Source organism: Streptococcus sp. HMSC34B10 (assembly GCF_001839505.1).
In the GTDB taxonomy this organism is placed as follows: Bacteria; Bacillota; Bacilli; order Lactobacillales; family Streptococcaceae; genus Streptococcus; species Streptococcus peroris.
Genome location: NZ_KV841556.1, coordinates 536,167 through 557,754 on the forward strand (window position 1 = coordinate 536,167; position 21,588 = coordinate 557,754).

At 38.8% G+C, this 21,588-nt stretch carries 22 protein-coding genes; 17 read left to right on the forward strand and 5 right to left on the reverse strand.

Annotation, left to right across the window (positions count from 1 at the left end; genetic code table 11):
* Positions 1–139 precede the first annotated feature (139 nt).
* The 5 genes from HMPREF3237_RS08230 to HMPREF3237_RS08250 all read left to right on the forward strand — a co-directional run bounded on the left by HMPREF3237_RS08230 (position 140) and on the right by HMPREF3237_RS08250 (position 5,502).
* Complete coding sequence (locus HMPREF3237_RS08230; protein WP_000450956.1) at positions 140–409, forward strand: DUF3173 family protein; 270 nt, start codon at positions 140–142, stop codon at positions 407–409.
* Positions 381–1,568 (forward strand): tyrosine-type recombinase/integrase, encoded by a 1,188-nt coding sequence (locus HMPREF3237_RS08235; protein ID WP_070889478.1) that lies wholly within the window; start codon positions 381–383, stop codon positions 1,566–1,568. Before HMPREF3237_RS08230 ends, HMPREF3237_RS08235 begins: the two co-directional genes overlap by 29 nt.
* A gap of 476 nt (positions 1,569–2,044) precedes the next feature.
* The gene (gene glyQ, locus HMPREF3237_RS08240; protein WP_002886077.1) at positions 2,045–2,962 is read left to right on the forward strand and encodes a glycine--tRNA ligase subunit alpha; all 918 of its coding nucleotides are present in this window, start codon (positions 2,045–2,047) and stop codon (positions 2,960–2,962) included.
* Between the two features lie 216 nt (positions 2,963–3,178).
* Entirely contained in the window at positions 3,179–5,215 is a 2,037-nt protein-coding gene (glyS, locus tag HMPREF3237_RS08245; protein WP_070889479.1) for a glycine--tRNA ligase subunit beta, read from the forward strand.
* A 29-nt stretch (positions 5,216–5,244) separates the two neighbouring features.
* A complete protein-coding gene (locus HMPREF3237_RS08250) occupies positions 5,245–5,502 on the forward strand; it encodes a DUF896 family protein (RefSeq protein WP_070889480.1) in 258 nt (85 codons plus the stop codon).
* Positions 5,503–5,583: 81 nt separating this feature from the next.
* Here HMPREF3237_RS08250 and HMPREF3237_RS08255 read toward each other — a convergent pair whose 3' ends face one another.
* The 3 genes from HMPREF3237_RS08255 to HMPREF3237_RS08265 are packed head-to-tail and all read right to left on the reverse strand — an operon-like array spanning position 5,584 to position 8,403.
* Entirely contained in the window at positions 5,584–6,825 is a 1,242-nt protein-coding gene (locus HMPREF3237_RS08255) for an NAD(P)H-dependent oxidoreductase (protein WP_070889481.1), read from the reverse strand.
* Between the two features lie 17 nt (positions 6,826–6,842).
* Positions 6,843–7,448: an NADPH-dependent FMN reductase gene (locus HMPREF3237_RS08260; protein ID WP_049495091.1), complete on the reverse strand. Its 606-nt coding sequence runs from the start codon at positions 7,446–7,448 to the stop codon at positions 6,843–6,845.
* Between the two features lie 34 nt (positions 7,449–7,482).
* Positions 7,483–8,403: an FAD:protein FMN transferase gene (locus HMPREF3237_RS08265; protein ID WP_070889482.1), complete on the reverse strand. Its 921-nt coding sequence runs from the start codon at positions 8,401–8,403 to the stop codon at positions 7,483–7,485.
* 318 nt (positions 8,404–8,721) lie between these two features.
* Between HMPREF3237_RS08265 and nox the strand changes: the two genes are divergently transcribed.
* Positions 8,722–10,101: a H2O-forming NADH oxidase gene (nox, locus tag HMPREF3237_RS08270; RefSeq protein ID WP_070889483.1), complete on the forward strand. Its 1,380-nt coding sequence runs from the start codon at positions 8,722–8,724 to the stop codon at positions 10,099–10,101.
* Positions 10,102–10,166: 65 nt separating this feature from the next.
* Here nox and HMPREF3237_RS08275 read toward each other — a convergent pair whose 3' ends face one another.
* A complete protein-coding gene (locus HMPREF3237_RS08275) occupies positions 10,167–11,027 on the reverse strand; it encodes a YitT family protein (protein ID WP_070889484.1) in 861 nt (286 codons plus the stop codon).
* A 61-nt stretch (positions 11,028–11,088) separates the two neighbouring features.
* Positions 11,089–12,741 (reverse strand): Rqc2 family fibronectin-binding protein, encoded by a 1,653-nt coding sequence (locus HMPREF3237_RS08280; RefSeq protein WP_070889485.1) that lies wholly within the window; start codon positions 12,739–12,741, stop codon positions 11,089–11,091.
* A gap of 104 nt (positions 12,742–12,845) precedes the next feature.
* On the opposite strand from HMPREF3237_RS08280, the gene ybeY reads away from it, so the two are divergent.
* The 11 genes from ybeY to tehB all read left to right on the forward strand — a co-directional run bounded on the left by ybeY (position 12,846) and on the right by tehB (position 21,583).
* The gene (ybeY, locus tag HMPREF3237_RS08285; RefSeq protein ID WP_070889486.1) at positions 12,846–13,343 is read left to right on the forward strand and encodes an rRNA maturation RNase YbeY; all 498 of its coding nucleotides are present in this window, start codon (positions 12,846–12,848) and stop codon (positions 13,341–13,343) included.
* On the forward strand, positions 13,324–13,725 hold the full coding sequence (locus HMPREF3237_RS08290; RefSeq protein ID WP_070889487.1) for a diacylglycerol kinase family protein: 402 nt from the start codon (positions 13,324–13,326) through the stop codon (positions 13,723–13,725). The genes ybeY and HMPREF3237_RS08290 overlap by 20 nt, the downstream gene beginning before the upstream one ends.
* 10 nt (positions 13,726–13,735) lie before the next feature.
* Positions 13,736–14,635: a GTPase Era gene (gene era / locus HMPREF3237_RS08295; protein WP_006145429.1), complete on the forward strand. Its 900-nt coding sequence runs from the start codon at positions 13,736–13,738 to the stop codon at positions 14,633–14,635.
* A gap of 48 nt (positions 14,636–14,683) precedes the next feature.
* Entirely contained in the window at positions 14,684–15,508 is an 825-nt protein-coding gene (gene mutM, locus HMPREF3237_RS08300; RefSeq protein ID WP_070889552.1) for a DNA-formamidopyrimidine glycosylase, read from the forward strand.
* Positions 15,508–16,125: a dephospho-CoA kinase gene (coaE, locus tag HMPREF3237_RS08305; RefSeq protein WP_070889488.1), complete on the forward strand. Its 618-nt coding sequence runs from the start codon at positions 15,508–15,510 to the stop codon at positions 16,123–16,125. Before mutM ends, coaE begins: the two co-directional genes overlap by 1 nt.
* The gene (locus HMPREF3237_RS08310) at positions 16,100–17,299 is read left to right on the forward strand and encodes a multidrug efflux MFS transporter (RefSeq protein WP_070889489.1); all 1,200 of its coding nucleotides are present in this window, start codon (positions 16,100–16,102) and stop codon (positions 17,297–17,299) included. Before coaE ends, HMPREF3237_RS08310 begins: the two co-directional genes overlap by 26 nt.
* Positions 17,299–17,448, forward strand: a complete 150-nt coding sequence (gene rpmG / locus HMPREF3237_RS08315; RefSeq protein ID WP_070889490.1) for a 50S ribosomal protein L33 — start codon at positions 17,299–17,301, stop codon at positions 17,446–17,448. The genes HMPREF3237_RS08310 and rpmG overlap by 1 nt, the downstream gene beginning before the upstream one ends.
* Before the next feature lie 39 nt (positions 17,449–17,487).
* Positions 17,488–17,721 (forward strand): preprotein translocase subunit SecG, encoded by a 234-nt coding sequence (gene secG, locus HMPREF3237_RS08320; RefSeq protein ID WP_000282517.1) that lies wholly within the window; start codon positions 17,488–17,490, stop codon positions 17,719–17,721.
* Positions 17,722–17,935: 214 nt separating this feature from the next.
* A complete protein-coding gene (rnr, locus tag HMPREF3237_RS08325; protein ID WP_070889491.1) occupies positions 17,936–20,278 on the forward strand; it encodes a ribonuclease R in 2,343 nt (780 codons plus the stop codon).
* A complete protein-coding gene (smpB, locus tag HMPREF3237_RS08330) occupies positions 20,241–20,708 on the forward strand; it encodes an SsrA-binding protein SmpB (RefSeq protein ID WP_001051741.1) in 468 nt (155 codons plus the stop codon). The genes rnr and smpB overlap by 38 nt, the downstream gene beginning before the upstream one ends.
* A gap of 14 nt (positions 20,709–20,722) precedes the next feature.
* Complete coding sequence (gene tehB / locus HMPREF3237_RS08335; RefSeq protein ID WP_070889492.1) at positions 20,723–21,583, forward strand: SAM-dependent methyltransferase TehB; 861 nt, start codon at positions 20,723–20,725, stop codon at positions 21,581–21,583.
* Positions 21,584–21,588: the final 5 nt, after the last annotated feature.

The following is a 21,588-nucleotide window of genomic DNA, read 5'->3' on the forward strand; positions in this document are numbered from 1 at the left end:
CCATGATACAAATGATATACAATGATACTTCTGACCGTTCAGGCTGCCACCGTAAAAGAGCAGCAAGTGTAATTCTTATGATGACTTCATCAGTCATGCCATGGAGGTGAACAAATCTAAGAAAGGAAGTAGTAAAATCATGGAAACAGTAAACTATAAAGATTTAGTTGCGATTGGTTTTCCAGAGCACACATCGAGAAATATTATTAGACAAGCAAAAAAGATTGCTGTAAAAAAGTTTGAAGAAGCTAGAAAAAATGATAAGAATGCGGTACAATTAGGATGTTCACCTTTCGATAATAAAAGGTTAGGCATTGCTCCTAAAAATATTGTAGAAAATTTAATTGGTATTTCTTTTTCAGATATAGAAGGTGAGAAAAATGGTTATATCAAAGACAAAGAAATATAAAGGTGTATACAAAGATTCAAAAGGAAAAATTTATTTTCAAATTGAATTAGGAGTTGATCCAATAACTGGGAAAAGAATTCAAAAGAAAGGAAGGAAAAATCAACAGGGACTACCGTTTAATTCTTTTAAGGAAGCATATGAAGAGATACTTCGTTTAAAACATGAATTTGTGAACTCTACTATTAATAATAGTTTTCTAACTTTTAGAGAGTTTATGGAAGAGATTTATTTAAAATATTATCAACAAAAAGTTCAATTTGTAACTTATCAGACCGCTTTACCACATCATCAGTTATTTATTAAGCAATTTGGTAGAAAAAAATTATCAGATATTAGTACTATTGACTGTGAAAGATTTCGCTTAGCTATTATAGACAAGTATTCTAGTAACTATGCTAAAAATATGTGGTCTAGATTTAAAGCATGTCTGGGCTATGCAGAAAGATTGGGTTATATTGATAGAGTTCCTTTTAAAGGATTAGATAATCCTAGAGGAAAGCACCCTGATACAAAATTTTGGACATTTGATGAATTTAAGAAGGTAATAAACTCTTTTGATATTAGTGAGTATGAGGGACTCCATAATTACATGACGATCTGGTTATATTTTATGACTGGTTTAAGAGTTAGTGAGGGTATTGCTCTTAAATGGGAAGATATTGATTTTAAACGTAAATGGATTCATGTTCATTCGACGATTGAGAAAGATAAAAACGGTGTATGGTATGCTAAACAACAAACAAAGACAGTAGCAGGGAATCGTAAAATTGATTTAGATGATTTTACGATTACAATACTTAAAAAATGGCGAGAAGTTCAAATCAAGAATGATGATAAAGATTATGTAATATCACGTTTTGGTGCCCCCTTGTGTAAGTCTACAATTTCTAGGATAATAAAAAGGCATGCTAAGATTACTGGTGTACCAGAAATTACGGGGAAAGGATTAAGACATAGTCATGCATCTTATCTTATAAATGTGTTACATAAGGATACTTTATATGTTTCATATCGATTAGGACACGCTGATAAGTCAACCACGTTGAATACATATAGTCATTGGTATTATTCAGGTGATTCAACAATTTCAGAAGAGATTACAAACAGTTTAGATAATCTTGGATTATCAATTTACCTACCAAATTCCTGCCAGAGTTGAAAATTGAGGAATTAACCCACTAATACTGGGAGAAAATAGGATTTGCAAATTGTTACTCTTAAATAATAGAGCGACTACATTTGTAGCTTAAAAACATGATTAAACCGCTATTCTTAGAACTAGCGGTTTTTCTTTTTGTTTGAGAAGGGGCAAAAAAGGGGCAAAAATAGTAATGCTTTTCAAACTTTGAATCATTTATTTATGATTCCTTATGAAAAAATTTACTTTTTAATCTCATTTTGTTATAATAGAAATCAAGAAAGAATATCTTATCAGTAAATCCTAAGCGAGCCTGTGGGAGTGGAAGTCAGGTGATTGAGAGATAAGTGTGGCGCTTTTGGTTTTTTAATAAAGATAATGAAGTAATAAATTAGGGTGGAACCGCGTTTTTGACGCCCCTAGGTCACTTGACTTAGGAGCAAAAACACGGTTCTTTTTGTATCCAAAGTCGCAAGAATTAAAAAAAGGAGTAAAACATGTCTAAAAAACTAACCTTCCAAGAGATTATTTTGACTTTGCAACAATACTGGAATGACCAGGGTTGTATGCTGATGCAGGCTTATGATAATGAAAAGGGTGCAGGAACCATGAGTCCTTATACTTTCCTTCGTGCCATTGGTCCTGAACCATGGAACGCAGCCTATGTAGAGCCATCACGTCGTCCAGCGGACGGTCGTTACGGAGAAAACCCAAACCGCCTCTACCAACACCACCAATTCCAAGTGGTTATGAAACCATCACCATCAAACATTCAAGAACTCTACCTTGAGTCATTGGAAAAATTGGGTATCAATCCTTTGGAACACGATATTCGTTTTGTTGAAGACAACTGGGAAAACCCATCAACTGGTTCAGCTGGCCTTGGTTGGGAAGTTTGGTTGGACGGTATGGAAATCACTCAGTTCACCTATTTCCAACAAGTCGGTGGTTTGGCAACTGGTCCGGTAACTTCTGAGGTCACTTACGGTTTGGAACGTTTGGCTTCTTACATCCAAGAAGTAGATTCAGTTTATGATATCGAGTGGGCTCCAGGAGTTAAATACGGAGAAATCTTCCTTCAGCCAGAATATGAGCATTCAAAATACAGCTTTGAAGTTTCTGATCAAGATATGCTTCTTGAAAACTTCGAAAAATTTGAAAAAGAAGCTGGACGTGCCTTGGAATTAGGCCTTGTGCACCCAGCCTATGACTACGTTTTGAAATGTTCACACACCTTCAACTTGCTTGATGCTCGTGGAGCGGTATCCGTTACAGAACGTGCCGGTTACATTGCCCGCATCCGTAACTTGGCCCGTGTAGTAGCTAAAACTTTCGTTGCAGAACGCAAGAAACTTGGTTACCCACTTCTCGACGAAGCTACACGCGCTAAACTCCTAGCAGAAGAGGAAGAATAGACAGAATTACGGGAATAAATGACTGAAAGTCGACCGTAGGTCGCTAAATAAAACAAGACCGCTGTAGTGAAAGTCGGATAAGAAGTTTCTTATCCGATTGGGGAACTGACGAGACTTAAGGCTTGGCAGTTAGCAATGAAACCGAAGGTTTGCTTGCGTCCCCCACTACTAAAGGTCTTGTTGAAGAAAATTAATTGATTGTGTAAAGGAAGAAACATGACAAAAAACTTATTAGTAGAATTAGGACTTGAAGAGTTACCAGCCTACGTTGTCACACCAAGTGAAAAACAACTAGGTGAAAAAATGGCAGCCTTTTTGGACGAAAACCGCCTTTCATACGAAGGAATTCAAACTTTCTCAACTCCACGACGTTTGGCTGTTCGTGTACTTGGTTTGGCAGAGCAGCAAACAGATTTGACTGAAGATTTTAAAGGACCTTCTAAAAAAATCGCCTTGGATGTAGAAGGAAACTTTTCTAAAGCAGCTCAAGGATTTGTCCGCGGAAAAGGCTTGACAGTTGATGATATTGAATTCCGTGAAATTAAAGGTGAAGAATATGTCTACGTGACAAAACATGAAGCTGGGAAACCTGCTGAGGAAGTATTGACAGGAATTCCAGAAGTGTTGGCAAGCCTAAGCTTCCCGGTTAGCATGCACTGGGCAAACAATACCTTTGAATACATTCGTCCAGTCCACACTTTAATAGTCCTTTTGGATGATGAAGCTCTTGACCTAGATTTCTTAGATATTCATTCAGGCAGAGTCAGCCGTGGACATCGTTTCCTTGGACATGAAGTTGAGATTCGTCATGCTGATAGTTATGAAGAAGACCTGCGTAAAGTCTATGTAATTGCTGACAGTATTGAACGCGAAAACATGATTCGTGAACAAATCAAGGCTATTGAAGCTAGAGAGGGTGTCCAAGTACAGATTGATGATGGACTTTTGAATGAAGTTCTGAATCTGGTTGAATATCCAACCGCCTTTATTGGCAATTTTGATCCTAAGTACCTAGAAGTTCCAGAAGAAGTTTTGGTTACTTCAATGGAAACTCATCAACGCTATTTTGTAGTCCGTGATCTTGAAGGAAATCTAAAACCAAACTTTATTTCTGTCCGTAATGGAAACGCTGAACACTTGGAAAATGTCATTCGAGGAAATGAGAAAGTTTTGGTTGCTCGTTTGGAAGATGGAGAATTCTTCTGGCGTGAAGACCAAAAACTTAAAATTGAAGATTTAGTTGCTAAACTTTCACACGTTACCTTCCATGAAAAGATTGGTTCACTTCGTGAACACATGATTCGTACAGGACAAATTGCTATCCTGCTAGCTGAAAAAGCTGGTCTATCAGTTGATGAATCTATTGATCTTGCTCGTGCTGCAGCCATTTATAAATTTGACCTCTTAACCGGTATGGTTGGTGAATTTGATGAGCTTCAAGGGATCATGGGTGAGAAGTATGCGCTTCTTGCAGGTGAAAATGCTGCAGTGGCACAAGCAATCCGTGAACACTACCTTCCAGACTCAGCAGACGGAGCTCTTCCTGAATCTAAAGTTGGAGCAATACTTGCACTAGCCGATAAATTAGATACTCTCTTATCTTTCTTCTCTGTTGGTTTGATTCCATCTGGTTCAAACGACCCTTATGCCCTTCGTCGTGCAACACAAGGGATTGTTCGAATCTTAGAAGACTTCGGTTGGAATATTTCAATGGACGAGTTGATTGCGAGTCTTTATGCTTTATCGTTTGATAGTTTAACTTACGATAACCAAGAAGAAGTGCTTAACTTCATCAAAGCTCGTGTTGATAAGATGATGGGTTCTACTGCAAAAGATATTAAAGAAGCAGTTCTCGCAAGTTCAAACTTTGTTGTCTCTGATATGATTGAAGCGGCAGAAGCTCTTTCAGAAGCTGCGAAAACTGAAGATTACAAATCATCAGTTGAGTCATTATCTCGTGCCTTTAACCTAGCAGAAAAGGCAGAAGGTTCAGTCAAAGTTGATGGTAGCCTCTTTGAAAATGAGCAGGAAAAAGAACTAGCTCAAGCGGTAGAAAACCTAGAATTGAAAGGTTCAGCAAGCGATAAATTAACACAACTATTTGCTCTTAGTCCAGTTATTGATGCATTCTTTGACAATACCATGGTTATGGCAGAGGATATTGATGTTAAGAATAATCGTTTGGCTATTCTAGCTGAACTTGTCAATAAAGCAAAAACAGTGGCTGCTTTTAACCTTCTTAATACAAAATAGTAATTGAAAAGTAGATTGGAGCTCCAAATATGAAACCAGAAAAAATCGCTCGTATTAATGAACTTGCTAAAAAGAAAAAAACAGAAGGCTTGACTGCGGAAGAAAAAGTAGAACAAGCTAAACTTCGTGAAGAATATATCGAAGGCTATCGTCGTTCAGTACGTCACCACATTGAAGGAATCAAAATCGTAGATGAAGATGGTAATGATGTGACTCCTGAAAAACTTCGTCAAGTGCAACGAGAAAAAGGTTTACACGGCCGTAGTCTTGATGATCCGAATTCATAAATAAAAAAATTCTCGGTTTGTGTGCGAACCGAGATTTCTATTATTAAAAAGGAACCCAAAATGGTTCCTTTTTGTTAGTTATTAGTTACTAGCACCAGAAGTAGCATCTGCGCCACCACCGTGGCCGCCATCGGCTGAGTCAGAAGCGCCAGAAGTAGCATCGGCATCTCCGTGACCTCCAGCAGCAGGAGCAAAAGGTCCGCTACCGCCTACCAAACGTTGACCAGTTTCTTTCAAGTACCAGTCAAGCCATGGTTGGAAGTTAAAGACAATTTCATTGATACCAGCATATGATCCATCAGGATAGTACATAGCTTGGTAGTTGTGAGTATTGATAACACCTGCAGGTGAACCAGGAACAATTGTACGTACGTATTCTTGGTTTCCGTTACGAAGAGTTCCGATTACCCACTCAACGTTTTTCATACGTGCTGGTGGAAGTGATCCGTGAACTGTTGACATACGGCTACCAGATTGAGATGGGACACGTTTTGCAAACATTGTGTCAGGATCCTGGTGAGCATTGTTGTAGTAAAGGAATTGGTTGTTATCGTCAGCGTATGTTAGTTCAAAAGGCATAGCTTTCAAGAACATATCAATCTGGTTAACTGTCAAGATACCATGGTCAAGTTTAACATATGTATCACCTGAAACAGCACCTGTAATTTCTGCTACTTTTTCAACCCATTCTGGATCATCAGGGTCGACCTCTGTAATAGTTGTGGCAATTGGTTTTCCACAATCCAAATCTTCTGGTTCAATTGGTTTTGGTTTTTTCAATTTAGAAACGACTCCTACGTATTTGACAAAGTTATCTAAGCAAGACTCAAGGAATTTAACAGTTCCTTCGTTAATAATGTTTCCATTTGCGTCAAAAGCTTCTTTAGCTTTTCCAAGAAGGAACTCATTACCTGGCAATGTGTAGGCATTAACACCTGGTGCGTCAAGAATCTTACGAAGGTGAACTTGAGCACGTGAAGTTCCTTGGTCATAGTATGAAGCACCCACAATCATGACTGGTTTGTTTTCAAATGGATGAACTTCGAATGAAAGCCATTCAAGGACTGACTTAAGTGAAGCAGAAATAGTGTGGTTGTGCTCAGGAGTAGCAATAATCACACCATCAGCGCGAGTAATTTTGTTGTAAAGAAGGCGCAACTGGAAACTGTCATCCCATTTTTCGTCTTGGTTAAACATTGGAACTTCATCGATTTCCAAAACTTCTAGTTCAAATTTAAATTTAAACTGACGGCGGATGAACTCCAAGAGTTTGCGGTTATATGATTGATCGTAGTTTGATCCAACAAGTCCAACAAATTTCATTCTTTCGATCTCCTATCTTACAAATTTTCCCAGTCAAAGTCTTCAGCATCTTTGCGAAGAAGCTCTTGTGCGTTACGCAATTTCTCAGTAACTTTAACAAAGACACGGAAGTCATCAAAGATGGCATCCAATTTCTTGATGACATCAAGATCTACCAAGTCACCATTTTGATCAAATGCTTGAAGAGAATGTGAAAGCAAGAATTCATCTGGGAGAACATTTGCTTTGATCTCAGGAGCATTAAGAATTTGACGAAGTTGCAATTGAGCACGTGATGAACCGAGTGTACCATATGAAGCACCTGTAATCATGACAGGTTTGTTCAAAAGCGGGAATACACCATATGAAATCCAAGCAAGAGCGCTCATAAGAACAGCTGGGATTGAGTGGTCGTATTCTGGAGTACCGATAATAACTCCATCAGCGGCTTCAATTTTAGCAGCGATTTCCGTAGCTTCAGCTGGGATTTGTTTGTCAGCTGGTTTGTTAAATACAGGTAGATCTTTAATTTCTACCAATTCGATTTCTGCTTTATCAGCAAAGTGTTTCTGCATATATTGAAGCAGTTGGCGGTTTGTGGAACGTTTTGAGTTAGTTCCTACAATAGCAATAAGTTTAAGCATGGGCTTTCCTTTCTCTTTTTGCATTATTAATGATTTATCGTTGGATACCAGATGAACAAGCTAAGCGTCCATCTTTGTCAATGAGGATGGCTTCGATACCATCAATATTTTCGACTTGCCACATAATAGATGCGCTACGTTCGCCAAATAATCGTGTGGTCCATATCTCGCCGTCAACAGAGCGGTCAGATATTATGGTTAAACTAGCTAAATCCGTTTCAATAGGATAGCCTGTTTCACTATCGAAAATGTGATGATAATCCTTGCCATTGATTTCAAGATGCCGTTCATAAATCCCAGATGTAACCACTGATTTTCCAGTAATGGATAAGGTCATCAGGTGATTACCGCGTGGATTATTTGGATCTTGAATGCCGATTTGCCACGGACGTCCATCTTTTGATTGGTTGTTCCCAATTGTGAGGATGTTTCCTCCAAGATTGATAAGAGCAGAAGTGACGCCGTTTTCTTTTAAGAAAGCTGCAACCTTATCTGCACTGTACCCCTTTGCTAAACACCCTAAGTCAATTTTCATTCCCTTTTTTTCTAGGAAAACTGTAGAATTGACTGAATCAAGTTTAATAAAATGAGGGTCTATTAGTGGTAAGACTGAAGCAATTTCTTCAGGGCTTGCAACCTTTGCATCGGAAAAACCAATACGCCAGGTTTGAACCAAAGGTCCTATACTAATATTGAGATGACTTTTAGGTGCTAGACTGTGTTCTAGACCTAATGAAATCAGTTCAAACAAATCAGGGTGGACTTTAACTGGGGCAATACCTGCCTGATAGTTAATTTCCATTAATTCAGATTCAGTACTGTTAGCATTGAAGCGGAATTCAAGTTCCTTGAGCAAATCAAAAGCTTGACGGAGAAGATTATCCGCTTGTTCATGTACTAAGGAAATAGTAATCGTAGTTCCCATTAATCGCTCAGATGATGAACTAAGAGACAAAGAATCAACTCCCTTCGAATCACTGGGAAATAGCTACAAATCTTGAATTAATAAGAAATTTAAAATTTATAATCTATTTCCATATAAATAGAATATCATAAAGTCAGCGTTTTCACAAATCATTTTTTACAAAAAGTCAAGAAATATGCTTAAAAAAATAAAAACAGCTCCAAATCAATAAGAACTCTTTGAAAACTAGTTAGTATATCTTTCAAGAACTTTCTTAAATAAGATCAAACTGGTCAAAAGTCTTGAAAACGTTCACAGATAATGGTATACTTGAGAGGTAAATAAAAAAATAAAGGTAGGATTTATCTTATGAGTAAAATCGTAGTCGTGGGTGCTAACCACGCTGGAACTGCATGTATCAACACTATGTTGGACAACTTTGGAAACGAAAACGAAATCGTTGTATTTGACCAAAACTCAAACATTTCATTCCTTGGATGTGGAATGGCTCTTTGGATTGGTGAACAAATCGACGGTCCTGAAGGATTGTTCTACTCTGATAAAGAAAAATTGGAAGCAAAAGGTGCTAAAGTTTATATGAACTCACCAGTTCTTTCAATTGACTATGATAATAAAGTTGTTACTGCAGAAGTTGACGGTAAAGAGCACAAAGAATCATATGAAAAATTGATTTTTGCTACTGGTTCAACTCCAATCTTGCCACCAATCGAAGGCGTTGAAATCGTTAAAGGTAACCGTGAGTTCAAAGCAACTCTTGAAAACGTACAATTCGTTAAATTGTACCAAAACGCAGAAGAAGTTATCAACAAACTTGCTGACAAGAGCAAACACCTTGAGCGTATCGCTGTTGTAGGTGGTGGTTACATCGGTGTTGAGCTTGCTGAAGCTTTCGAACGTCTTGGAAAAGAAGTTGTCCTTGTTGATATCGTTGACACTGTATTGAACGGATACTATGACAAAGACCTCACACAAATGATGGCTAAAAACTTGGAAGACCACAACATCCGTTTGGCACTTGGTCAAACTGTTAAAGCTATCGAAGGTGAAGGAAAAGTTGAACGCTTGATCACTGACAAAGAAACATTTGATGTGGATATGGTTATTCTTGCAGTTGGTTTCCGTCCAAACACTGCACTTGCTGATGGTAAGATCGAACTCTTCCGTAACGGTGCTTTCCTTGTTGACAAGAAACAAGAAACATCTATCCCAGGTGTATATGCTGTTGGTGACTGTGCGACTGTTTATGACAATGCTCGTAAAGACACTAGCTACATTGCTCTTGCATCAAACGCGGTACGTACTGGTATCGTAGGTGCTTATAACGCTTGCGGACATGAGCTTGAAGGAATCGGTGTTCAAGGATCAAACGGTATCTCAATCTATGGTCTTCACATGGTTTCAACTGGTTTGACACTTGAAAAAGCAAAAGCTGCTGGTTACAACGCAACTGAAACTGGATTTAACGACCTTCAAAAACCAGAATTTATGAAGCATGATAACTATGAAGTAGCTATCAAGATCGTCTTTGATAAAGACAGCCGTGAAATCCTTGGTGCTCAAATGGTATCTCGTGATTCAGCAATTAGCATGGGAATTCACATGTTCTCACTTGCAATTCAAGAACACGTTACAATTGACAAATTAGCATTGACTGACCTATTCTTCTTGCCACACTTCAATAAACCATACAACTACATCACAATGGCAGCTCTTACAGCTGAAAAATAATTTGACAATTAGTCAAAAAAAAGTAACTTCGAAGATGAAGTTACTTTTTTTATATTTTTAAAGGTTTAAGAAGTCTCATCTCTTACTGGGAATGTGAAACCTTCTCCAAGTATTTCATGGGCTTCTGTAATAGTGATAAAGGCCATTGGATCGATTTTGTGAATCATATCCTTCATTTTGACCATTTCGTTTCGGGCTACAATACAGTAGATAATCTTTAGGTCATTTTTACTGTAGTATCCTTGACCAGAAATAAAAGTAACACCTCGCCCAAGTTCTTCATTGATTTTATCAGCTAATTCTAAGGGCTTTTGGGTTATAATCATAAATCCTTTACCCGCATAACCGCCTTCACCAATTAAGTCAATGACTCTTGATATGATAAAGTCAAATAAGAGAGTGTAGGTTACGAGTCTTAAGTCTTGGAAAATGATTAGAATCAACATCAAAATGAAGAAGTCGAGTCCAAAAAGCAATTTTCCAATAGAGATATGGGTGTATTTGTTAAGGATACGAGCGACAATATCCGTTCCACCTGTTGTTCCACCAGCATTGAAAATGATACCGAGACCAATTCCCAAAAGGACGCCAGCGACTAAAGCTACGACAACCAAATCGCCTTGTAGGTTGAACTGGAGAGGAATCTTTTCAAAGATGGCTAGCCAAATAGATAATGAAATAGTTCCAAGGAGACTAGAATAGAGTGATTTTAGCCCGAATATTTTCCAAGCGAGTAGGAAGAGTGGGATATTAATCAAGATATTCATCACTGAAATAGGGATATTGAAGAGATAGTAGGTAATCAAAGTTATCCCGGTTGCTCCACCCTCAAACAAGTGATGTGGAACAACAAAATACGTGAGTCCAAAGGCGAAGATAGCAGCTCCGAATATAATAGTTAAAGTGGATTGAATATGCCGTAGCATTGAGTTCCCCCTTTAATTTTTTTAAAAGTAAAGTAGTAATTGTTTGAAAGCAGTAGTTATATTACAGTTTCATAGATTGGATTTTCTTAGAATCAGGTGTGACACGAAGAGTTTTTTGACCTGTATAAGTCACAAATCCAGGTTTTCCGCCCGTTGGTTTGTTGAGCTTTTTAATCTGAATCATATCTACTTGAACGAGGTTTGAGAGGCGACCTTTTGAAAAGTAGGCAGCAAGCTCTGCAGCATCTGTTTTGACTTCATCTGAAGGGTTAAGATTTCCCGTGATGACGACATGGCTTCCAGGGATATCTTTAGCGTGAAACCAAAGTTCGTCTTTGCGTGCAATTTTAAAGGTTAGCTCTTCGTTTTGAAGATTGTTTCGCCCAACAAGGATGATGGTTTTTCCATCGCTTGCTAAATATTTCTCAGGTTTTTTGCGTTTCTGAATTTTCTCGCGTTGACGTCTTCTGATGAATCCAGTTTGAATCAATTCTTCACGAATTTCAGCAATTTCATCTAGCCCAGCCTGGTTGAGGACTGTTTCGACACTTTCCAGATAGAGAATAGTAGATTTTGTTTCTTCGATTAATTCAGTTAGATATTTAACAGCCTCTTTTAACTTCTGATAACGTTTGAAGTATTTTTGAGCATTTTGATTTGGTGTTAAAGCCTTATCAAGTGCGATTGTAATTGGCTGATTGGTGTAGTAGTTATCTAATACGACTCGGTCTTGGTCATTTGGAACTTGATGAAGGAAAGTCGTTAGTAATTCACCTTTTTGTCGGAACTCCTCTGCATTTTCGGTAGCTTGCAACTCTTTTTCTTGTTTCTTCAATTTTTGGCGATTCTTTTGTAGTTCATTTTCAACTCGGCGAATGAGTTCGCTGGCCTGTTGTTTGACGCGGTCACGTTCTGCCTTATCTTTGTAAAAAACATCAAGAAGTTGAGACAAGCTTAAAAAATGTGCTTCAATTTTAGTTGAAAAAGGGACACAAGCAAAAGACTTATCTGTTAAGCAAGGTTTAGTTTCTTGACTAAAAAAGTTACGAAAACTAGCTAGTTTCTCACTAACCAATAATCTTTCCAATTCATTTGCTGTATCACGACCTAAACCTTGAAAGAGAGTCTGAATATTTTTGGCTGTTAATTCCTGTGTTTGTAGGATTTCAAACAATTTTTCATCCTTAATAGTAAAAGGATTCAGAGCTTCTGTACTAGGTGGAGCTATGTAGGTAGCACCAGGTAGAAGAGTACGGTAACTATTTTGAGAGAAACCAATATGCTTGATAACTTCAAGAATCTTATGACTACTTTTATCGACAAGGAATATATTGCTATGTTTTCCCATAATTTCGATGATCAGAGTAGCTTGAATATCGTCTCCAATCTCATTTTTGTTAGAAACAGTGATTTCCACGATTCGATCGTTTTCAATCTGCTCGATAGACTCGATAACAGCGCCCTGTAGATATTTTCTTAAAACCATGATAAAGGTAGATGGTTGAGCAGGGTTTTCAAAGGTTGTTTCTGTCAATTGGATGCGTCCGAAGACAGGATGTGCAGAAAGGAGCAGACGATGACTTTGACGATTGCTACGGATTTGTAGGACCAATTCTTGGTCAAAGGGTTGATTAATTTTTTGAATGCGTCCATTTAGTAATTCTGCCCGCAATTCCTCAACCATGTGGTGTAAAAAAAATCCATCAAATGACATGGTGCTCTCCTTATGAATGTATTCCATAGTATTATATCAAAAAGGTAGAATAAAATCATAGAAATATGGTATAATAAAGCCAAGTAAAGAGAATCGAGAAACACATGTATATTGAAATGGTTGATGAAACAGGAACGGTTTCACAGAAAATATTGCAACAAACTCAGGATTTGTTGGAGTTTGCTGCTAAAAAAATAGGAAAAGAAGACAAGGAGATGGCTGTCACTTTTGTAACCAATGAACGCAGCCATGAACTGAATCTTGAGTATCGCGATACAGATCGTCCAACCGATGTTATCAGCTTGGAATATAAGCCAGAACTTGATATTACTTTTGAGGATGAAGAGTTAGCTGAAAATCCTGAATTGGCTGAGATGATATCGGAATTCGATGCTTACATAGGTGAGTTGTTCATCTCCATCGATAAAGCACATGAGCAAGCTAAGGAGTACGGTCATAGTTTTGAACGTGAGATGGGCTTCCTAGCGGTTCATGGTTTTTTACACATTAACGGTTATGATCACTACACTCCGGAAGAAGAAGCGGAGATGTTCGGTTTACAAGAAGAAATTTTGACAGCCTATGGACTCACAAGACAATAAACGAAAATGGAAAAATCGTGATCTTATAGCGAGTTTAGAATTCGCTATGACTGGTATTTTCACCGCTATCTTAGAAGAGCGAAATATGAGAAAGCATGTAGTTACAGCTATTGCTGTTATTCTTGCAGGCCTTCTATTTCAAGTATCAAGAATAGAATGGCTCTTCTTACTTTTAAGCATCTTTTTAGTGATAGCATTTGAATTGTTAAATTCTGCTGTTGAGAATGTGGTAGATTTAGCCTGTAATTATCACTTCTCCATGCTCGCAAAGAAAGCCAAGGATATGGCGGCAGGCGCGGTCCTCCTTGTATCCATTTTTGCTGCGGTGACAGGAGCACTGATTTTTATCCCTCGAATTTGGGAATTGTTATTTAAACATTAAAGAGGAAATTATGACTTTTAAATCTGGCTTTGTAGCCATTTTAGGACGCCCCAATGTTGGGAAGTCAACATTTTTAAATCACGTTATGGGGCAAAAAATTGCGATTATGAGTGACAAGGCGCAGACAACGCGCAACAAAATTATGGGAATCTACACGACCGATAAGGAACAAATTGTCTTTATCGATACACCGGGGATTCACAAACCTAAAACTGCCTTGGGTGATTTCATGGTGGAATCCGCTTATAGCACGCTTCGTGAAGTGGATACGGTTCTTTTCATGGTGCCGGCTGATGAAGCGCGTGGTAAGGGCGACGACATGATTATGGAACGCCTTAAAGCTGCTAAGGTTCCAGTGATTTTGGTGGTGAATAAGATTGACAAGGTCCATCCAGATCAACTCTTGGCTCAGATTGATGATTTCAGAAATCAGATGGATTTCAAGGAGATTGTTCCTATTTCAGCCCTTCAAGGAAACAACGTATCCCATCTTGTGGATATCTTGAGTGATAATTTAGAGGAAGGGTTCCAGTATTTTCCGGCAGATCAAATCACTGACCATCCAGAGCGCTTCTTAGTTTCAGAGATGATCCGTGAGAAGGTGCTCCTCTTGACGCGTGAAGAAGTGCCACACTCCGTTGCAGTAGTGGTTGACTCCATGAAGCGAGATGAAGAGACAGATAAAGTTCATATTCGAGCAACCATCATGGTTGAGCGTGATAGTCAAAAAGGGATTGTCATCGGTAAGCAAGGTGCCATGCTCAAGAAAATTGGAACCATGGCCCGTCGTGATATCGAACTCATGCTGGGAGACAAGGTATTTCTAGAAACCTGGGTCAAGGTCAAGAAAAACTGGCGTGATAAAAAGCTAGATTTGGCTGACTTTGGCTATAACGAAAAAGAATATTAAGAAGAGGTAGGCATGGGCCTGCTTCTTGTTTTTAGAGAAGGAGGGGCTATGCCTGAATTACCTGAAGTTGAGACGGTACGTCGTGGTCTAGAAAAATTGATTCTGGGCAAGAAGATTTCAAACATTGATATTCGTTATTCAAAGATGATTAAGACTGATTTGGATGAATTTAAAAGAGTATTGCCTGGTCAAGTTGTTAAATCAATGGGACGTCGTGGCAAGTACCTGCTTTTCTATTTATCTGATAAAGTTTTGATTTCTCATCTTCGAATGGAAGGCAAGTATTTTTATTATCCCGACCAAGTACCTGAACGTAAGCACGCGCATCTGTTTATCCAATTTGCGGATGGTGCTACTCTCGTATATGAGGATGTGCGTAAATTTGGGACTATGGAATTGCTGGTTCCAGAGCTTTTAGAAGCTTATTTCTTGTCTAAAAAGCTTGGACCAGAGCCGACTGAACAGGATTTTGATTTGCCAACCTTTCAAAAAGCTTTACAGAGATCTAAAAAACCCATCAAATCTCATCTTTTAGATCAAACTTTAGTTGCAGGGTTGGGAAATATCTATGTGGATGAAGTACTTTGGAAAGCCAAGATTCATCCTACTAGACTTTCTAACAGTTTAACTGCAAAAGAGGCCAGAAAAGTCCATGATGAAACGATTAAGGTTTTAGGGCAGGCTGTGGAAAAGGGTGGTTCAACGATTCGTACCTATACTAATGCTTTTGGTGAAGATGGAACGATGCAAGAGTTCCATCAGGTCTATGACAAAGCTGGTCAAGAATGTTCACGTTGTGGAGCTATGATTGAGAAAATTCAACTCGGTGGACGTGGAACTCACTTTTGTCCAAAATGTCAAAGGAGGAAGTGATGGGGAAAATAATCGGAATCACTGGTGGCATAGCCTCTGGAAAGTCAACTGTCACTAAATTTTTAAGACAGGAAGGCTACAAAGTAGTTGATGCAGATGCTCTAGTACATAAATTACAAAATCCGGGAGAGCGTCTTTACCGTATTTTAGTAGAACACTTTGGACAGGAAATCATTTTAGAAAATGGTGAGTTCAATCGGCCTCTCCTAGCTAGTCTCATCTTCTCAAATCCTTCTAAACTAGAGTGGTCCAAGGAAACACAAGGGGAAGTGATTCGTGAAGAATTAGCTACTTTACGAGATCAGTTAGCTCAGACGGAAGATATCTTTTTCATGGATATTCCTTTACTCTTTGAACAAGGATATGAATCTTGGTTTGATGAGATTTGGTTGGTTTATGTGGATAAAAAGACACAGATAGAACGTTTAATGAATCGAGATCATATGAATGTCGAAGAAGCTCAAGCTCGATTAGAATCTCAGTGGTCTTTGTCGAAGAAGAAAAAATTGGCTAGTCACATTATTGATAACTCTGGAACTCAAAAAGAGTTAGTAGAGCAGGTTGCTAGTTTATTAGAAGGAGGGGTGTCTTATTCAACCGATTTCTTGGAAGGATAATCTTCGTATTGCCTGGTTTGGAAATTTTTTAACGGGAGTTAGTTTTTCTTTAGTCATTCCTTTTATGCCTTTATTTGTCGAGCAATTAGGTGTTCCTACAGACAAGGTAGCTTTTTATGCCGGTTTAGGGATTTCAATATCCGCCATATCTGCAGCAATTTTATCACCTATTTGGGGGATTTTAGCAGATAAGTTTGGCCGAAAACCAATGATGATTCGTGCAGGATTTGCAATGACTCTGACTATGGGAGGCTTAGCATTTGTTCCTAATGTTTACTGGCTTTTATTTTTACGATTTTTAAATGGCGTCTTTGCTGGTTTTGTACCCAATGCAACAGCCTTAATTGCTAGCCAGGTACCTAAAAATAAGTCTGGCTATGCACTGGGAACCTTGTCTACAGGAGTAATTGCAGGTAATTTGATTGGCCCTTTTATCGGTGGGTTAATAGCTGAGATTTTTGGAATTCGAAATGTTTTCTTATTAGTTGGTGCTTTGCTGTTTTTAGCTGCTCTACTCACCATTTTATTTATCAAAGAAGATTTTCAACCAGTAGCAAAAGAAAAAGCTATTCCAACAAAAGAGTTGATTCATTCTCTTAAGTATCCTTATCTTTTTATCAATTTATTTGCGACTAGCTTTGTGATCCAGTTCGCAGCCCAATCGATTGCTCCAATCCTTGCCCTCTACGTTCGAGATCTCGGACAAAAGGAAAATCTCTTATTTGTATCGGGGCTTATCGTGTCTAGCATGGGATTATCCAGTATGATGAGTGCTGGTGTTATGGGACGTTTAGGAGATAAGGTGGGGAATCATCGCTTGCTCATCGGAGCTCAAGTTTATTCAGTCGTTATTTATCTCTTGTGCGCCAATGCATCAACGCCATTCCAGTTAGGTTTCTATCGCTTCCTATTTGGTTTGGGAACAGGTGCCCTAGTTCCGGGAATTAACGCCTTGATTAATAAAATGACACCTAAAGCTGCCATATCAAGGGTATTTGCCTTTAATCAAGTATTTTTTTATCTAGGTGGAGTGATTGGACCTATGGCAGGTTCAGCAGTAGCAAGTCCATTTGGCTATCACTCAGTTTTCTATGCAACAGCAGCTTGTGTAGCCCTTAGTTGTACATTTAACCTTATCCAATTTAGATCATTATTAAAAGTGAAGGAAATCTAGTGCGCGTAAAAATTCATTTAAAGTGCTCCTCTTGTGGCAGCATGAATTATCTAACCAGTAAGAACTCCAAAACACATCCAGATAAGATTGAAGTCTTAAAGTATTGTCCCAAAGAAAGAAAAGTGACTCTACATCTTGAATCTAAGTAGAAATTATGGTAGAATAATAGGGATTTTAAGGAGTTTGATATGTATAACCTATTATTAACCATTTTATTAGTATTATCTGTTGTGATTGTGATTGCAATTTTTATGCAACCAACTAAAAATCAATCTAGCAATGTATTTGATGCCAGCTCAGGTGATTTGTTTGAACGTAGCAAAGCGCGTGGTTTTGAAGCCGTAATGCAACGTTTGACAGGAATCTTAGTCTTTTTCTGGCTAGCCATTGCCTTAGCATTGACGGTATTATCAAGTAGATAAGAAAATAATGGGCGGGACTAGGTCTTTGCCTATTTTTATTTTTATACTCTTCAAAAATCTCTTCAAACCACGTCAGCTTCCATCTGCAACCTCAAAACGGTGTTTTGAGCAACCTGCGCCTAGCTTTCTAGTTTGCTCTTTGATTTTTATTGAGTATTAAATGATGTTTGAGAAGGTTTTACACCAAAAAAATTTAACAATCTAGAAAGAAAACATGAAAGATAGAATAAAAGAATATTTAAAAGAAAAGGGACGAGTCACTGTAAATGACTTGGCCCAAGCTCTTGGAAAGGATGGTTCCAAGGATTTTCGAGAGCTCATTAAAACCTTGTCCCTGATGGAGAGAAAGCACCAAATTCGCTTTGAAGAAGATGGTAGTCTTACCTTGGACCAAAAGAAGAAACACGAGATTACTCTTAAAGGAACTTTTCATGCCCATAAAAATGGCTTCGGCTTTGTTAGTCTCGAAGGCGAGGAAGACGATCTTTTTGTAGGAAAAAATGATGTTAACTATGCCATTGATGGCGATACAGTTGAAATTGTAATCAAGAAGGTTGCAGATCGCCAAAAGGGAACTGCAGCTGAAGCAAGGATTATCGATATTTTAGAACACAGTTTGACGACGGTTGTTGGTCAAATCGTTCTTGATGAGGAAAAACCCAAGTATGCAGGTTATATCCGTTCAAAAAATCAAAAGATTAGTCAACCAATCTACGTTAAGAAGCCAGCTATTCAATTAGACGGTACAGAAGTTCTCAAGGTCTTTATCGATAAGTACCCAAGTAAGAAACACGATTTCTTTGTCGCTAGTGTCCTAGATGTGGTTGGACATTCTACAGATGCAGGGATTGATGTCCTCGAGGTCTTGGAGTCAATGGACATTGTATCTGAGTTTCCAGAGGCTGTTCTTAAAGAAGCGGAGAGTGTTCCGGATGCACCATCAGAGAAGGATATGGAAGGTCGTCTGGACTTAAGAGATGAAATTACCTTCACCATTGATGGAGCTGATGCAAAAGACTTGGATGATGCTGTTCATATCAAACCATTGAAAAATGGAAATATCGAACTAGGTGTTCACATTGCCGATGTCTCCTACTATGTGACAGAGGGATCTGCTCTAGATAAGGAAGCCCTTAATCGTGCGACCTCTGTCTATGTGACAGACCGTGTAGTTCCAATGCTGCCAGAGCGCCTCTCAAACGGAATCTGTTCTCTTAACCCTCAAGTGGACCGCTTGACTCAATCCGCTATTATGGAGATTGATAAAAATGGTCGTGTTCGTAAATATACGATTACACAGACCGTTATCAAAACAAGTTTCCGTATGACTTATAGTGATGTCAATGACATCCTAGCAGGTGATGAGGAGAAGAGACGAGACTATAAGAAAATTGTTCCTAGTATCGAACTTATGGCCAAGCTCCATGAGACTTTGGAAAGTATGCGAATTAAGCGTGGTGCTTTAAATTTTGATACCAATGAAGCTAAGATTTTGGTAGATAAAAAAGGCAAGCCAGTTGATATTGTTCTTCGTCATCGTGGCGTTGCTGAACGTATGATTGAGTCCTTTATGTTGATAGCCAACGAAACGGTTGCCGAGCACTTCAGCAAGCTGGACCTACCTTTTATCTATCGTATTCATGAGGAACCTAAAGCTGAAAAAGTTCAGAAATTTATTGATTACGCTTCAAGTTTTGGATTACGAATCTATGGAACTGCCAGTGAGATTAGTCAGGAAGCCCTCCAAGACATCATGAGTGCTGTTGAGGGAGAGCCATATGCGGATGTATTGTCCATGATGCTTCTGCGTTCGATGCAGCAGGCTCGTTATTCTGAGCATAATCACGGTCACTATGGATTAGCTGCAGACTACTACACTCACTTTACCAGCCCCATTCGTCGTTATCCTGACCTTCTTGTTCATCGGATGATTCGTGACTATGGACGTTCTAAGGATGTAGCAGATCATTTTGAACAAGTCATTCCAGAGATCGCGACTCAATCTTCAAACCGTGAGCGCCGTGCTATCGAGGCAGAGCGTGAAGTCGAAGCTATGAAAAAAGCTGAATACATGGAAGAGTACGTTGGTGAAGAGTATGATGCAGTTGTTTCAAGTATTGTTAAATTTGGTCTCTTTGTTGAATTGCCAAATACAGTCGAAGGCTTAATTCACATTACCAATTTGCCTGAATTCTATCATTTTAACGAACGTGATTTAACCCTTCGTGGGGAGAAATCAGGAATTACTTTCCGAGTGGGTCAGCAGATACGTATTCGTGTTGAAAGAGCTGATAAGATGACTGGTGAGATTGATTTCTCCTTTATTCCAAGTGAATTTGATGTGATTGAGAAAGGTTTGAAACAGTCTGGTCCTAAGGATAGAGGTCGTCGTTCGGATAAGAAAGAAGACAAGAGAAAAGCCGGTCACTCAAGTGATAAGCGCAAGCATTCATCAAAAGACAAGAAGAAAAAGAGCAAGAAACCTTTTTATAAGGAAGTAGCAAAGAAAGGAGCCAAGCATGGCAAAGGGCGAGGGAAAGGTCGTCGCGCAAAATAAAAAGGCGCACCACGACTATACAATCGTAGATACGCTAGAAGCAGGAATGGTTTTGACAGGAACTGAAATCAAGAGCGTTCGAGCAGCTCGTATCAATTTGAAAGATGGGTTTGCCCAAGTGAAAAACGGCGAAGTTTGGTTGAGCAATGTTCATATCGCTCCTTATGAGGAGGGCAATATCTGGAACCAAGAACCAGAACGTCGTCGAAAACTTCTCCTTCATAAAAAACAAATCCAGAAACTAGAGCAAGAAACAAAAGGAACAGGAATGACTCTGGTTCCACTTAAAGTCTATATCAAAGACGGCTATGCCAAACTCCTCTTAGGGCTTGCTAAAGGGAAACACGATTACGATAAACGGGAGTCTATCAAACGTCGTGAGCAAGATCGTGATATTGCGCGTGTTATGAAGGCTGTTAATCACCGATAGAAAGAGTAAAGAAAATGGAAAAACTAGTTGCCTACAAACGCATGCCTGTCTGGAATAAAGACACCATGCCAGAGGCTGTTCAAAGAAAACACAATACTAAGGTCGGAACCTGGGGGAAGATTACCGTATTAAAAGGAGCTCTTAAGTTTATTGAATTGACTGAAGAGGGAGAAGTTATAGCTGAGCACCTCTTTGAAGCAGGTGCTGATAATCCTATGGCACAACCTCAAGCTTGGCACAGAGTGGAAGCTGCCACAGATGATGTGGAGTGGTACTTGGAATTTTATTGTAAACCAGAGGATTATTTCCCAAAGAAATACAATAGCAATCCAGTTCATTCGGAAGTCTTAGAAGCTATGCAGACCGTGAAATCGTGTAAAGCACTAGACCTGGGCTGTGGTCAAGGAAGAAATGCACTTTTTTTAGCTCGGCAAGGATTTGATGTTACAGCAGTGGATCAAAATGAGCTATCCCTTGAAATCTTGCAAAGCATCGTAGAGCAAGAAGATTTAGAAATGCCTGTCGGTCTCTATGATATTAATTCAGCAAGCATAGGCCAAACTTACGATTTTATCGTATCGACAGTTGTTCTCATGTTTTTACAAGCAGATCGTATTTCGTCTATCATTCAAAATATGCAAGAACAAACCTCTATCGGTGGCTATAATTTGATTGTTTGTGCTATGGATACAGAGGATTACCCATGTTCTGTTCATTTCCCATTTACCTTTAAAGAGGGGGAGTTGGCTAATTACTACAAGGACTGGGAATTGGTTAAATACAATGAAAATCCTGGCCATCTCCACCGTCGTGATGAAAACGGGAATCGTATCCAACTACGCTTTGCAACAATGTTGGCTAAAAAAGTAAAATAAACATG